The following is a 15,368-nucleotide window of genomic DNA, read 5'->3' on the forward strand; positions in this document are numbered from 1 at the left end:
TAATTATGTGAATAAAATTAACCAAAAAAGCACATGTTAACTACTAACCTGTGCTTTTTAAGATTTTTTTAATGTTTTATAAATTTTTGAGCCTTTATACTTCCGTTACTATTTATTTGTAAAATGTAGTTACCTGATTGGATATTTGAAACATCAATAGTATTAGTTTTTAATTTACCTTTTAATACTTGTCTACCATTCATATCAAATACAAAGTATGCTGAGTTATTTAAATGTTGATTTTCAATATTTAAATTTAAACTGTGAGTTGTTGGGTTAGGGTAAAGTATTAGATCAGACAATAAAAACTCATCAATACTTAATTGATTTTGACCTTCAATTATATTTAAAGTTTGATTAACTGTAGGATTTAAAATAACATCTACGATACCAGAAGGCCATTCTACGGTTAAGCTTGCAATAGTGGTTGCTGTACCTAAACCAAAATGAGTATTTAAGGTGTTCATGTATCTAAATCCATCACCACTTCTAACATCTCTAATTTGACTGCCTAAGGTTGTTTCTATTGTTATTCTAGCTCCAATTCCATTTATATTACTAACGTTTCCAACGGTATTTAATGTTATCCAATTATTAATCGTGGTGTCATTCATGTAAATTGAACCATCACTGCTAAAAGCATCTATAAATCCATCTGTGTTTAAGTCACCAAAAGATCCTGCTGTAGGTAATAGGCCTGTATAAAGATTAAAAGTCATATCACCATTACCAATTAATATATTTCCATTTGAAGCTAAGTCTAAAATACCATCATTATCAAAATCGTAAGTTACGTTTTCAATACCTGTAGCAGTCATATCTAATACTCCTGATCCAGCTGTAACATCTGTAAAGGTTACTATTCCAGTTGTTGTGTCTAAATCATTTCTCATTAATTTATGAGTTCCAGAACTAGCGCCAACAAACACATCCATATCACCATCGTTATCAAAATCTCCCCATGATGAAGACCATGTTTGCATTGGGTCTGATAATCCAATTTGAGAGGCTACCTCTGTATAGTTGACTACTAATATATTTGAAGCATCGTAATAAGAGTCGTTTCTATACATTTGGTTTTTTCTTCTAGCTTCTTCACCACCACATTTGGCGATAAACATATCACTATCTCCATCGTTATCATAATCAACGAAAATTGATCCATAATGTCCACCAGATGCGTAATCTCCTAAATTAAAAGGAGCAGTTCCTACGGTTGATTGATAGTATTGTAAATTACCATTACCATCGTTAATATAATACACAGTAGGCTCTACATCATGGCAAACAAATGCATCTAAATGACCATCCATATTAAGATCTGCAAAATTTGATCTTTGGGAAAAAACATATTCTGAGCCTGAAATTTCTGAAAATCCAGTTCCAGTATCGTTTGCTTTCATAAAGGTTACACCTTGTCCAGCTCCATATAATAAATCCGTATAACCATTGGCGTCATAATCTGCAGCAGCAAGACTCCAGTTTGGTGTAAAATCAGCAGAAGTGGTTGCAATATTGACAGTATTAAAACCACCTGTCGCTAATTGATAATTAATATTAATATTTGTAGCTGTAACAGCAACAACATCATCTAGAAAATCCCCATTCATATCAACAACAGCACGATTTGAACCGTTTGTAGATAGTGATTGTTGAGTAAATGTAACAGGAGCAGGAGGTGGTGGAATAACCACTGCACCTTCCGTTAATTCCCAATCAAACCCTGAGTCACTCCATTTATCATCAAAAGCAATGTAATATGTTGTACCAGCTATTACATTAAATGTCGCAACAGATAAAAAATTAGTTCCAGAATCATCATCTCCAGCAACACAAGTTAGGCTACCACAAGCTCCGGAATAGATATGTACACGTGTGTCTTTACCAGAATTTTGAGTTAAGTCTGTACTGATGGTTACAGAGTAGTTGTTAGTTGGTATATACCTGTACCATTCTCCATTTGTCGCTCCAGTTCCATTTGCTGCACAAATAGGAGCAGGTATTTCTGTACCATCAATAATTCCGTTAAGGGTAAATGTCCCAGGACCAACTATAGCTGTGTCTGTATTTGTATCCAAGCAGCTGTTGCTGTTGGTTTGTGCTTTAATTATAAATGTAACTAAGCAAATTAAAATAGTAAGTAGTGGTTTTTTCATGGTTAGACGGTTAGTTTATTGGCAGGTTTGTGTTAGTGAAGTAATCCATTGTTCTAAAAGAATAACACCTTCTTGGTGTATTAGTGTTCTACCTAATAAAGGCATTCTATATTCTTCTTGTGAATTATTTAATCTAAAGTGAATTAATGAGCGTGCTATGTTATTTGGTTCTACAATTTTAGAGTAAGGTGCTATTGGTGTATCTGGATCTACACACACACCTAAACTAGTATCTCCTTGATAATCTCCAAATGCAAACCTTACAGGTCTGTAGTCACAATGTCTATCTTGACTGTGGCAGTGTGCACAATTAATATCTAAGTAACCTCTAATCCTGTCACTAAGTGTAGAGGTAACATCTTGCCAGTTAGAAACTGTATTGATAGTGTTAGGTAAGTTGTCTTCTAAATAACCAATTTCTATCCATTTTTGTAATTGATTTTTTTCACCATCAGCGTAGGCTAAATCTTTATTTAGATTTTGTGGTTTTGGACCAATTGGAATGGAGTTAACTTCAGACTTGTGGCAAGTAAAGCATTCTGCAGCAGACGGAATTCTGTAAGTGGTGTTTTTTGTTACTCCGTTTTCAATAAAACTAACATCTGTATAACTTCCGGTTAAATCAAAGTATGCTTCTGTTTGATCATCATTCCAGATATAATTTGCAAATTTCCAACCTTCAGAAGATTTATACATTAATCGTGTTTCAATAATCCTTGGCAGATTATTTGGTAAGGTATTTTGGTAGTAAAAGTTTTTTATAAAAACAGTACCATCAGGAAAATTTAAAATGGAATAATCATTAACATAAGTTGCCTTTTGGTTTTCTGGCATCCATATAAATCTTTTTTTGTGCGCGTAATCTGTAAATAACGAATTAATAGGCTGATATGGCAGAACGCCCAAAACAGGAGATAAGTCTTTAAGATTGCCTTCAAAAAAATGGTATTCTGATAATGTATTAAAAGGTGTTGCTTCTGGATTAAAAATAACAGGAGAGGTCTCTGTACTTTCTTGGATTGGGATATACGTTTCTTCTGAGCTACAAGAAAATTGCAACAAAGTAAAAAAAGCAATAACTAATAAGCTCGTGTAGTTTTTGACCATATAAAAAATATATGGTTACTAATATATAAATTAATTGGACTAAAAATGGTATTAACTTAATGAAATTTAGCTTGTTATATCTAAACTAAGTTGTGTTTTACTAAATATTCTGCAATCTGAACTGTGTTTGTAGCTGCTCCCTTACGCAGGTTATCACTAACAATCCACATATTAATAGAGTTTGCCTGAGATAAGTCGCGTCTAATACGACCTACAAAAACATCATCTTTACCATTGGCATATAAAGGCATTGGATAGGTGTTAGTGTCTAAATTATCTTGTACGACTACACCTTTAGTTTGACTTAAAAGCGTTTTAACTTCATCAATATCAAAATCGTTTTCAAATGCAATATTAACCGACTCACTATGTCCTCCAGCAGTAGGTATTCTTACAGCAGTTGCTGTTACAGCAATAGAGTTATCGTTTAATATTTTCTGGGTTTCGTTAACCAACTTTAATTCTTCTTTGGTGTATCCATTGTCTTCAAATACGTCACAATGCGGAATTGCATTTTTAAAGATAGGATAGTGATATGCCATTTCTCCAGTAACGCCATTTAATTCATTTTCTAATTGTTGCACAGCTTTTACTCCTGTACCAGAAATGGATTGGTAAGTTGAAACAACTATTCTTTTGATTTTATATTTTTTATGAAGAGGAGCCAAGCACATAACCATTTGTATGGTCGAGCAATTAGGATTGGCTATTATTTTGTCTTCTTTAGTAAGTTGATTTGCATTAATCTCCGGAACCACTAGTTTTTTGTCCTGATCCATTCTCCAAGCCGAAGAATTATCAATCACAGTTGTACCTACTTCTGCAAATTTTGGAGCCCATTCTAAAGATGTGCTTCCACCAGCCGAAAATAAAGCAATATCTGGTTTGGCATTTACAGCGTCTTGTAAGCTTATAATTGTATAGTCTTTACCATTAAATGAAAGTGATTTACCTACTGATCTTTCTGAAGCTACAGGTATAAATTCTGATATAGGAAATTGTCTTTCTTCTAATACTTTACGCATAACTTCTCCAACCATTCCGGTTGCTCCAACTACAGCTACTCTCATTTTAAATACAAATTAAATTAAAGGCTAAAATTAGGGTATTTAACTAAAAAAATAATATAATTAGTATTAATTTTTTCGTAAAAATTTGAGCATAAAAAAACCGATTTTAAAACTAAAATCGGTTTTTTATGATAATACTAAAAATTAGATTACTTTTTTAAAGCATCTCTAATTTCCATTAATAATTCGTTATCAGATGGTCCTGCTGGTGCAGCTGGCTCAACTGGTTTTTTAGTTTTATTGTATGCTTTAACAATTAAGAACATGATAAATCCAACAATTATTAAGTTAATTATTGTATTAATCCAGCTACCATACATTATTGCGTTTTCTGGTTTTGTAACAACACCAGCTGCGTCTACTACTGCCTCATCAAGTACAAGTTTTTTAGCAGCAAAATCAATCCCTCCTGCAAAATGTCCTACAAATGGCATAGCAACGTTATTTACAAAGCCATTAATTACTTGGCCTAATGCTCCAGCCATAATTACAGCAACCGCAAATTCAATTACGTTTCCTGTCATGATAAAATTCTTAAATTCTTTAAGCATAATTTTAATTTTTAATGTTAGTTAATATTAATGATATTCGAATTTAGTTAAAATTTTAACATAATTAGTATTTATCAAATATATGTAAATGACATTTATCGACGAAATACACGTTTTACACGTTGAGAGATGGCAGTAATTAATTCGTAGGAAATAGATTGCACATTTTCTGCTAAAGTTTCAGCAGTGTGTTGGTCATTAAAAACAATAACTTCGTCACCTTCATTACAGTTAATTGATGTAATATCTACCATAATCATATCCATACAAACATTACCTAATATATATGCTTTTTGATTATTTATGGTTACAAATCCATTACTATTACCATATTGTCTTTTTATACCATCTGCGTGACCAATTGGTAACGTTGCAGTTTTTGTATCTGTTTGCGCTATAAAAGCTCTGTTATAACCTAAGCTTTCTCCTTTTTTTATATGATGAATTTGCGAGATGTTAGTTTTTAAAGCTGCTATTGGTTTTAGATGTTTGTTTACATTTGGATCGTTTCCAAAACCGTTTAATCCAATACCACTTCTAACCATATCAAAGTGTGCTTCTGGGTAGTTTATAATACCAGAGGTGTTACAAAGGTGTAAAAATGGCTTGTAGTCTAATTTGGTATAGACTTGTTTGTATATTGTAGTGAACAATTTTATTTGAGACTCAGTAAATGCTTTATCATCCAAGACTTCACTTTCTGCTAGATGAGAAAATAAACTGGTGATGTGTACCGCTTCGGTTTTAGATACTGTTTCAACTATTTTAGAAATATCTTCCAAGCCAAAACCTAATCTATTTAATCCAGTGTTAAATTTTAAATGTACAGGATAGTTGTGTTGCTTATGTGTTTCTGCGGAAGCGATAAAAAGGTCTAAAACTCTTTGTGAGTATAGGCTTGGTTCTAGGCAACGTGTAATAATGTCGTCAAAACTTACAGGTTGTGGATGTAATACTAGTATTGGTGTTGTAATTCCGGCATCACGCAGTGCTATACCTTCATAGGTATAGGCTACAGCAAAATAGTCTACGTCTAATTGTTGCAGATATTTTGCAACTTCTACAACGTCACTTCCGTAGGCAAAGGCTTTTACAACCGCTAAAAATTTAGTGTTTCCGGAGAGTTTTGATTTTAAAAACTTAAAATTATGTTTTAGTGCTTTAAGGTCTATTTCTAAAACTGTTTCTTGAGCTTTATTCATTAGAGATTTTAGATTTTGTGTCAATCTCTTGGGCATCTTCTACCTTCATGTGTTTCACTTTTTCTCTAAGTGTTGCTTTATAATACGCAGCTCTGCTTAGTGGCTCATACTCTTCAGTTTCACCTAACAAAACAAGGTTGTCATTTGCAGATTTCCTGAAACTATATTGTGCTAGGTTTCCGGTTCTGGTACAAACAGCGTGTACTTTTGTAACATATTCTGCTGTTGCCATTAAATAAGGCATTGGTCCAAAGGGGTTACCTTTAAAGTCCATATCTAAACCTGCAACAATTACACGTATGCCTTTATTAGCTAGGTCGTTACAAACACGAACGATTTCGTCATCAAAAAACTGAGCTTCGTCAATACCAACCACATCACAGCCATCTGCAAGAATTGGAATATTAGCTGCAGCAGGTACAGGAGTAGATCTAATCTCGTTAGCATCGTGCGACACTACCATTTCATCATCGTAACGAACATCAATAGCTGGTTTAAAGATTTCTACTTTTTGTTTAGCAAATTGAGCGCGTTTAAGTCTTCGGATTAACTCTTCAGTCTTTCCAGAAAACATTGATCCACAGATGACTTCAATCCATCCAAATTGTTCTTTTTGATTTACTGTATTTTCAAGAAACATTTTGTAAATTTAGCACTAAAACGTAAAGCATTTACGTTTTGTATAAAGGTGGGTCAAATTTATTAAAAATCAAAAGGCTAACTTGCAATTAATTCAAAAATTATAAAAAAATAAAACCATGAAGAAGAAATTAGAATCAGAATTAATGAGTATTGCACACAGGATTCTAAAACTAGTTGGTAAAGAAGACGTTAATAGGATGCATGCAGAAGTTGCTGTTTTGTATGAAAAGTTAACCGTTTTAAAATTTGCTAACGAAAACTTTGAAGATAGTTTACCGACTATTGGTAATGACTCTTCATTTTTTGATATGTTAGATTCTGCTTTTAATAACAAAGTAAGCGATAACATAGAGGTAGATGATAAAACTTATATCAATTTGGATGATGCAGATCAGGATGATATTATGGAGCCAGTCATGGAGAAAATAAAGGATATGGTGGCTCAAATGCCACAAGAAACTCACCAAGTGGATGACCTAATTGAAGCAGTTATACCAAAGCAAAACTATACTAAAAATGATTTTGAAGAGATAACTGCAGGCTTTGATGAGATTCCTGTTTTTGATCCTGTGTCAAAATCTGATATAAATGAAAAAAAGAGTTTAAACGATAAACTTAAATCTGGTTTAAACATTGGATTAAACGATAAATTGGCATTTATTAAGCATTTATTTGATGGTGAACCTGACGATTATAATAGAGTATTATCACAACTTAATACGACTACAACTTTAGACGAAGCGTTTAATTTAATTAATAATGTGGTTAAACCAGACTACAATAATTGGGTTGGTAAAGAAGACTACGAAGTTCGGTTTATGGAAATTATCGAAGCTAGATTTAAGTAGTTAGTAAACATTAATACTTAATTTAAATGAAACAAACGTCTATAAAGACTGTGTTGTATTGGATTGTTACAATTTTAGTTTGTGTGATTTTTTTATATTCAGCACAGATGTATTTTTTTAATATAGAGATGGTTGAAGGTTTTTTTAAAGCACTAAACTATCCAATCTACTTAGTAATCCCTTTAGCAATTGTTAAGGTGCTTGGTGTTATAATGATTTTATGGCGAAAAAGTAAATGGTTAACAGAATGGGCTTACGCTGGATTTTTCTTTAATGCTTTATTGGCAACAGTAGCGCATTATAATGCTGGACATGGACTTTTTGGCTTGTCTTTTTACACCATATTTATAGTGTTACTGTCTTACTATTTGGGATTGGCTGTCCGTGAAAAAAATAAATTAGTAGTTTAAATATATATAACCTACAAAAGGATTTTTTATAGTTGAAATATTTAAAACGTAATAATAAGTGCCAACTGGTAACACTTTATTTTGATTAAAAGGACCTTGATTTGGCATTCCGTTCCAATCATTAACATAGTTATTACTTTGGTATATTAAAGTACCATATCTATTGTAAATTTTTAAATCATTATTGGGATAGTCTTCAATACATGGTATTACAAAGGTGTCATTTACCATATCACTACCAGGAGAAAATCCTTTAGGTATTTGTAAACAAGCATCAACAGTAACCACTGCCCAATCCTGATTATTTGTGTCATCTCTATCAATCTGTAAAACTTCAGTTAAAGTAGCAGTGTTGAGAAGATTATTGGAAGATATAACTTGAGCTGTTATTGTTAAACTCTCTGATTGATTTGGTAGTAAGTGGCTTATACTCCATAAAAATGAATTTACGTCATAATTTCCAAAGCTTGTGTTAGCAGTTGTAAGCTGATAGCCAATTGGCAGTTTTTCAAAAATCATAATATTTGTAGCTTCGGTTGTTCCAACATTACTAGCGCTAATGGTAAAAGTAACCTCTTGACCAATAGAAGTTTGTGTTGGAGTTACAGATTTTAATACTTCAATATCAACATTAGTTGTATCCTCTAAAACAGTTAATGTTGCATCTGCTTGAGAGCTATCAATATTATTTTGATTGCTAAAATTGCTACTGTTGTTATTGTATATACCTTCCATTGTAGAGGTGACCAAAACCGAAAAACTACAACTTGCCACACCTGCTGGAATAATTAAGTCAGATACGCCAACAAATGTTCCACCTAATGAGCTAGTAAATGTTGCAGTACATCCATTACTATCTGTCCAAGATATTGGACCTGCTATAGTTAATCCAAGAGGCAAATTGTCTGTAAAGGATATATTTGATTGCGCTGCGTTACCAGAAACATTAAATACTGTAAATGCTAATTGACTTTGTTGACCTACAATTATTTGGTCTGAAGTAAAGGTTTTTAAAACCGTTGGAGCAATAACTTGCATGTTGCTAATAGATAGGTTGGTATCTGGAGTTAGCTCATTATTTTCGTTAATATTGGCTATGGCTTGTGCAGTATTTGTAAATGCACCACCATAACTTGGTGTTGTTACCGGAATTGCTATTTGTATTGTAGAGCCTCCTTCCATATTTGTAATATTACCAGAAATAGTATTACCAGAAATATTAAATGCGGACATGCAGGATGCCATGCCTGAAGTCACAATACAAGATGGTGTTCCGTTTATTGTAAATTCTGGACCTAATATATCTTCAAAAGCAATATTTGTTGCGTTTGAACTTGTGTTACTATTTGTGATGTCTATTATCCAATTAAATGTACTATTTACACCAACAGAGGTAAATTCGGGATAGGTCTGTACAACGATGTCAATACAAGGCGCTAGATATGTAATAACGTGGTCTCTATTGTTGAGTAAATCAATTTCATTGTTATAATCTACGCTTTCTATTGAAACATTATTTCTTATAATAATAGGATCTGTGCTACACTCTGGTTGCCAATCAACAACCACTTCATAGGTTATTGAGCTTTGCGCAGGAAGTACCACATTTTCTTCAGGAGTAATTTCCCAAAAAACATCGTTTTCTCCTGCTTCAGGAATACCATCCTGAAACTCTCCGATGTTAGCATTAATAATATCATAACAAGTGGCAGTACCTGTGGTGCCAATACAATTTACAGAAATTAATGTTCCTGATGAGGCTTCAGTAATAAAATCACTTAAATAAATTATAGAATCTACATTGCCATAATTAGTTGCCACTACTTGATAAGTGACTTCTCCCCATTCTATTGTGTTTGTTGAGGTTAAACCACTTGGTGAAACTGGGTTTGTCTGTTCTTTTGTAATTTTAAGCATAACAGTTTCGGCAGGATCACATTCCTCTAAAGGAGGTAATAATAAGAAATCACTATCAGCATTATTTCCAATATTCGGATCAATAATAGTGCTTTCTAATAAATTTACACCACTTCTTACGTGTACCAAAGTATTATCGTCTAATTGTATCGAGCAGTCGTCTGGTTCAATAAATACTACAACAGTAGTTACTGTAATTGTAGTGTTAGTGGGTAGGAAAAATTCGCTGCTTTCCCAAAACTGATCTTGATCAGTTAAAGTAAAATCTGTACAGGTAACAGGACCTGTGGTAGCATCACAATTTATGGATATAATGTCCCAATCGGTATTTAAGGTTAAATTTTGAAGAAAAAAGCGCATATAAGCATCTTCAGGACCCATATTACAAATAGTGGTTACAAAAGTTACTTCTTCGTTCCAATCAATTTCTGCTGTAGGATCAGGATTAGTTTGTATAGTAGTTATACATAAATCCGTCATGTCGCAAAGGTTTCCTTGTGGTAATGGATTAGTAATTATGTTGGAACTATCTGAAGATTGATTGATATCAGAAGGGATAAACGTTAGTTCGATTAAACTTGACAATTCTAAATTGGCAAGCTGTATCGCACATGTTGGATCTAAAAAAAGGACTTCCATTTCAAAAGTTATAGATCCTCCAGGTGTAAACTCGATAGGTGTTGTAAAGGTAAAAAAGGTTGATACGATGTAATCCCAACTGTTACACCTCCATATGTTGAGGTGTCAGGACACAGTACACCAGCAGTAGTACTAATGCAATTTAAACTATTAAGTTGTACTATAGGTATACCAATTAACGGTCCAAAAGGATTATCAAATCTACTTACAAAGCTTTGTAATGGAAAAGGGATGTCACTGTTATTTGTAATAGTAAATTGATAAGTTATAGTTTGGTTCCAATCACTTATTGAAGTGCCTGAAGTAGGTGAAATTTGATTGTAATCAACCGTAAAGTTAATTGGAGGTTCGACTATGTCAATAGATATAACAGACGTGTTGTTGGATAAATTATTATCCGTTGTGCCTTCAGGCGAAAAAACTGTGGCGTTGGTAGCAACACCTCCAGGCGTTAAAGAAGCTTTAACAACAACCTTTAATTGTACACTGCTATTTGAGGGTAGGCTTGCTATTGTACCAGATATTGTGTTTCCGCTTAAAGTGATTGGTGTAATCACGCTAGCTCCACCAGTTTGATTTTGACTATTAGTACTTAAAACCGTTAAGGAGGGATTTAATGTTTGTGTAAAAGTTGCATTAGTAACATTGCCTCCCGAATTAAAAATGGTAACAATATATTGAAAATCTTGATAAATATTAACTTGCGAAATTGAACTGCCAGATAAGTTTTGTGCAGCAACAACTATTGATAAATCTGTAGTTTGAGCTTTGCTTATTAAAAATGAAAAACAAAAAATAATTAAGCAAAACGATTTTTTCATAGTTGGTTGGTTTATTGATAGATGTCTAAATTACTAAAAGGTTGCTTCAACTCTCTCAAAAAGATTGTAAATTTGAATTAGAATTCAGTTAAAACATGAGTAAATTATACATAGTTCCAACACCAATTGGTAATCTTAAAGACATGACATTTAGGGCTGTAGAGGTTTTAAAAGCAGTCGATTTAATTTTAGCAGAGGACACACGCACCTCAGGCAAGTTATTAAAACACTATCAGATTGGCACGCAAATGCAAAGTCACCACATGCATAACGAGCATAAAACGGTGGATAATTTGGTCCAAAAATTAAAAGCAGGAACCGCTGTTGCATTAATTAGTGATGCAGGGACACCAGCCATTTCAGATCCAGGATTTTTACTTACACGTGCCTGTATAGAACAAGGTATTGAAGTAGACTGTCTTCCTGGAGCAACTGCGTTTGTACCAGCATTAGTAAATAGTGGCTTCCCTAACGATAAGTTTGTTTTTGAAGGCTTTTTACCAGTAAAAAAAGGTCGTCAAACAAGATTAAAGCTATTAGCCGAAGAGACCAGAACCATCATTTTTTACGAAAGTCCACACAAATTAAATAAAACCTTAGGTCATTTTTGCGAGTATTTTGGAGAAGATAGACCAGTATCAGTGTCTAGAGAATTAACTAAATTATACGAAGAAACCATTCGCGGAACCGCAAAACAGGTTCTAGAACATTACACCAATAAGCCACCTAAAGGTGAAATTGTAATAGTGGTAGGTGGAAAAAGTAAATAAAATTAAAACAAAACAATGACTATAACTGCGTTTAAATTAAAATTAAAAAACACACCAAATACAATCGCTTTCGCGGAAACGATGCAAGTCGTGGATACGTATTTTGATTTTACACCAACAGCGTTTATAAATGGTTTGGTACAAAATGCCGAAGGAGAAAATTCGGGATCATGTAAAGTGTTTGCTTTTGCAAAAGCAGAAGCTTTATCTAAAACCGAAACCTTGGCATGCTTTGGACAGTATTATTTTGATGAGGTTTTAAATGACCCAAACGGAACAGGTCATCAAAACATCAGAAACTTTATGATAACAGGTTTTGAAGGTTTGCATTTTAATCAAAACCCATTAAATAAAAAGAATATCTAATAAAAAACCTCACTAGAAATAGTGAGGTTTTTTATTATTATCTAAGTGTAAGCTTTAATTACACGTGTTTTCCAACTTCAAAACCATGTTTTCCTAAATATTGGTTTCCGCTATCAATAGCATCTTCTTCTAAAGTAGTTCCCATACTGTCGTTCCATCTGTTTAGGTATCCAAACAAAGAGATTACACCAAGCATTTCTACAATTTCGCCTTCGTCCCAATGTTCGTGTAAACGTGTTTTAATGTCACCATCAACAGCATTTGGTACTTGACTAGCAGCTAAGCTAAAATCTAAAGCAGCACGTTCTGCGTCGCTAAAAGCAGCATGTGTACGGTATTCCCAAATGTTATCTAATTGTTCTTGCTCTGCGCCATAACGTTCTGCAGCTCTAATGGCATGCGCTTGACAATATCTGCAACCTGTAGCATTACTACTAACCCATGCAATCATTCGTTTTAAGGCAGAGGTAACACGACCTTCATTAGCCATAACCGCTTTGTTTAAATTAATAAAGGCTTTACTAATAGCAGGTCTACGTTGCATAGTTAATACCGAATTTGGACAAAATCCAAGAGTCTCGTTAAAGAAAGTCGCCAATTCTTTAGTTTCTAAATCGTAATCTGCTGTTAAAGGTGTTACTAATGGCATCGTTTTTTCGTTTTTAAGTAGTATTTTTGATTGATATCAATAAACGAAAAAATATTCAATTATGTCGCATAAAATTACAACCAATTGGAAGGGAAACATGTTATTCGATTCTGACAATCCAAGTGGGCATCATGTTTTAATGGATACAGATGTAGAAGGTAAAGAACGCGAAGGCCTATCTCCAAAAGCACTAATGTTATCATCCTTAGCGGGTTGTTCAGGATTAGATGTCGTATCTATTTTAGATAAAATGAAAATTGATACCTATGATTTAAAAATGGAAGTTGAAGGGTTGTTAACTGACGAGCATCCTAAATATTATCATACCGTAATTTTAGATTATCATTTTACTGGTACAGATTTAAATGAAGAAAAAATAAACAGAGCAGTACAATTATCTGTCGAAAAATACTGTGGTGTTATGGAGATGTTTAGACGTTTTGCCGAGGTTAAAACCAATGTGCATTTTCATAATAAGTAATTATAATTACTTAGAAAAAGTCTAATTTATATTCTAAATCCATTACATGCGCTGGACCTTAAAACCAAAACCAAATCCTGAAACCGTTAAGACTTTAGCGGATAGTTTGCAAATTGATGCACCCATTGCATCGCTTTTAGTGCAACGTGGTATTGAAAATTTTGAGGACGCTAAATCTTTTTTTAGACCTAGTTTAGACCACTTGCATGATCCATATTTAATGAAGGATATGGATAAAGCTGTAGTTAGAATACAGCATGCTATTGCTAATAATGAAAATATATTGGTATATGGCGATTATGATGTAGATGGTACGACTTCTGTTGCGTTAATGTCATCGTATTTAAAAACAAAAACACCATTAGTTGCTACATATATTCCTGATCGATATGGTGAAGGTTACGGAGTCTCTTATCAAGGTATTGACTTTGCAGAAGACAATGACTTTGGTCTTATAATAGCACTAGATTGTGGTGTAAAAGCTGTAGATAAAGTTGCTTACGCGAAACAAAAAAACATAGATTTTATAATTTGTGATCACCACAGACCAGGTGCTACTGTACCAGATGCAGTAGCTGTTTTAGACCCAAAACAAGCAGATTGTAATTATCCTTATAAAGAGTTGTGTGGTTGTGGTGTTGGATTTAAATTAATTCAGGCTTTAGCCGAAAAAGATGGTCAAACTATCAACGATTTACTTCCGTATTTAGATTTAGTAGCGACTGCAATTGGCGCAGATATTGTTCCCATTACTGGGGAAAATAGGGTTTTAGCTTACCATGGTTTAAAAGTGGTAAATCAAAAGTCGAGAGCAGGATTTAAAGCGATTATCAATCAGCTTAAAAAAGACACGTTAACTATTACAGATGTTGTGTTTACTATCGCGCCACGTATTAATGCTGCAGGACGCATGAAGCATGGACAATATGCGGTTGACTTATTAACGGAAGTCGATTTTGCTACTGCAGTGACTTATGCTGAAGAAATTGAAGCTTTTAACTCTGACCGACGAGAAACGGATAAAACAATTACAGTTGAAGCGTTAGCACAAATCATAGAAAACAAAGAAGAACAAAGACTAACCTCTGTCGTGTATCAAGAAGATTGGCACAAAGGGGTTATTGGTATTGTAGCTTCAAGATTAATTGAGACATACTACAGACCAACATTGGTGTTTACTAAAAGTGGAGACAAATTAGCAGCATCTGCTAGATCAGTTTCTGGATTTGATGTCTATAATGCTTTAGAGGCTTGTAGTGAGCATATCGAACAGTTTGGAGGTCATATGTATGTTGCAGGTTTAACGCTTAAAGAAGAAAACTACGAAGCTTTTAAACAAGCGTTTGAAGATGAGGTTTCTAAAACCATAGATAAAAATTTACTAACACCAGAAATTAAAATTGATACGACTTTAGAGTTAAGTGCTATTGATGATAAATTTTGGCGTATTATTAAACAGTTTGCACCTTTTGGACCAGGAAATATGACGCCTATCTTTATGACTGAAGATTTGAAAGATACGGGTTATGGAAAATGTGTTGGAGAGGATGATAAGCATATTAGATGTACAGTGACCCAATTTGGCAGAGAAAAATTTGTGTGTATTGGTTTTAATTTAGGCGATAAATTAAATCTTATAAAAGATAAAAAACGTTTTAAAGCGGTCTATTCTGTAGATGAAAATCATTGGCAAGGCAATGTGTCTTTGCAATTAAAATTAAGAGATTTAAAAGAGTAAT

The 15,368-nt window shown here is 33.5% G+C and carries 15 protein-coding genes; 6 read left to right on the forward strand and 9 right to left on the reverse strand.

Translation table 11 applies throughout. The features are described from left to right. Nucleotides 1-68: 68 nt before the first annotated feature. From AC0L3M_RS12675 to AC0L3M_RS12700, 6 genes are all read right to left on the reverse strand, one after another. A complete protein-coding gene (locus tag AC0L3M_RS12675; RefSeq protein ID WP_473430996.1) occupies nucleotides 69-2,156 on the reverse strand; it encodes an FG-GAP-like repeat-containing protein in 2,088 nt (695 codons plus the stop codon). A 15-nt stretch (nucleotides 2,157-2,171) separates the two neighbouring features. Beyond that, nucleotides 2,172-3,263 (reverse strand): hypothetical protein, encoded by a 1,092-nt coding sequence (locus tag AC0L3M_RS12680; protein ID WP_473430997.1) that lies wholly within the window; start codon nucleotides 3,261-3,263, stop codon nucleotides 2,172-2,174. An 80-nt stretch (nucleotides 3,264-3,343) separates the two neighbouring features. Beyond that, entirely contained in the window at nucleotides 3,344-4,333 is a 990-nt protein-coding gene (locus tag AC0L3M_RS12685) for an aspartate-semialdehyde dehydrogenase (protein WP_473430998.1), read from the reverse strand. Between the two features lie 149 nt (nucleotides 4,334-4,482). Further along, nucleotides 4,483-4,884, reverse strand: coding sequence for a large conductance mechanosensitive channel protein MscL (mscL, locus tag AC0L3M_RS12690; RefSeq protein ID WP_145005258.1), 402 nt, complete (start codon nucleotides 4,882-4,884; stop codon nucleotides 4,483-4,485). 95 nt (nucleotides 4,885-4,979) lie between these two features. Continuing rightward, nucleotides 4,980-6,086 (reverse strand): alanine racemase, encoded by a 1,107-nt coding sequence (gene alr / locus AC0L3M_RS12695; protein WP_473430999.1) that lies wholly within the window; start codon nucleotides 6,084-6,086, stop codon nucleotides 4,980-4,982. After that, entirely contained in the window at nucleotides 6,079-6,726 is a 648-nt protein-coding gene (locus tag AC0L3M_RS12700) for a thymidine kinase (protein WP_292948377.1), read from the reverse strand. Before AC0L3M_RS12700 ends, alr begins: the two co-directional genes overlap by 8 nt. Before the next feature lie 118 nt (nucleotides 6,727-6,844). On the opposite strand from AC0L3M_RS12700, the gene AC0L3M_RS12705 reads away from it, so the two are divergent. Then, complete coding sequence (locus tag AC0L3M_RS12705) at nucleotides 6,845-7,576, forward strand: hypothetical protein (protein ID WP_145005267.1); 732 nt, start codon at nucleotides 6,845-6,847, stop codon at nucleotides 7,574-7,576. A 26-nt stretch (nucleotides 7,577-7,602) separates the two neighbouring features. Next, nucleotides 7,603-7,986: a DoxX family protein gene (locus AC0L3M_RS12710; RefSeq protein ID WP_473431000.1), complete on the forward strand. Its 384-nt coding sequence runs from the start codon at nucleotides 7,603-7,605 to the stop codon at nucleotides 7,984-7,986. On the opposite strand, the gene AC0L3M_RS12715 is transcribed toward AC0L3M_RS12710, so the two are convergent. Continuing rightward, complete coding sequence (locus tag AC0L3M_RS12715) at nucleotides 7,975-10,542, reverse strand: DUF7933 domain-containing protein (protein ID WP_473431001.1); 2,568 nt, start codon at nucleotides 10,540-10,542, stop codon at nucleotides 7,975-7,977. The genes AC0L3M_RS12710 and AC0L3M_RS12715 overlap by 12 nt on opposite strands. Before the next feature lie 8 nt (nucleotides 10,543-10,550). Continuing rightward, nucleotides 10,551-11,363, reverse strand: coding sequence for a hypothetical protein (locus AC0L3M_RS12720; RefSeq protein WP_473431002.1), 813 nt, complete (start codon nucleotides 11,361-11,363; stop codon nucleotides 10,551-10,553). 95 nt (nucleotides 11,364-11,458) lie between these two features. Between AC0L3M_RS12720 and rsmI the strand changes: the two genes are divergently transcribed. Continuing rightward, nucleotides 11,459-12,133 (forward strand): 16S rRNA (cytidine(1402)-2'-O)-methyltransferase, encoded by a 675-nt coding sequence (rsmI, locus tag AC0L3M_RS12725; protein WP_473431003.1) that lies wholly within the window; start codon nucleotides 11,459-11,461, stop codon nucleotides 12,131-12,133. A gap of 15 nt (nucleotides 12,134-12,148) precedes the next feature. Continuing rightward, nucleotides 12,149-12,499 carry a HopJ type III effector protein gene (locus AC0L3M_RS12730; protein ID WP_473431004.1) on the forward strand — a complete coding sequence of 117 codons (351 nt, stop codon included), beginning with the start codon at nucleotides 12,149-12,151 and terminating at the stop codon, nucleotides 12,497-12,499. A 58-nt stretch (nucleotides 12,500-12,557) separates the two neighbouring features. Here the strand turns inward: AC0L3M_RS12730 and AC0L3M_RS12735 are convergent, their stop codons facing one another. Beyond that, complete coding sequence (locus tag AC0L3M_RS12735; protein ID WP_473431005.1) at nucleotides 12,558-13,148, reverse strand: carboxymuconolactone decarboxylase family protein; 591 nt, start codon at nucleotides 13,146-13,148, stop codon at nucleotides 12,558-12,560. A gap of 61 nt (nucleotides 13,149-13,209) precedes the next feature. On the opposite strand from AC0L3M_RS12735, the gene AC0L3M_RS12740 reads away from it, so the two are divergent. Beyond that, entirely contained in the window at nucleotides 13,210-13,629 is a 420-nt protein-coding gene (locus AC0L3M_RS12740) for an OsmC family protein (protein WP_292948390.1), read from the forward strand. A gap of 46 nt (nucleotides 13,630-13,675) precedes the next feature. Then, nucleotides 13,676-15,367 carry a single-stranded-DNA-specific exonuclease RecJ gene (recJ, locus tag AC0L3M_RS12745; protein WP_473431006.1) on the forward strand — a complete coding sequence of 564 codons (1,692 nt, stop codon included), beginning with the start codon at nucleotides 13,676-13,678 and terminating at the stop codon, nucleotides 15,365-15,367. Nucleotide 15,368 lies beyond the last annotated feature (1 nt).

This window comes from Olleya sp. KJ81-1 (genome assembly GCF_055808135.1).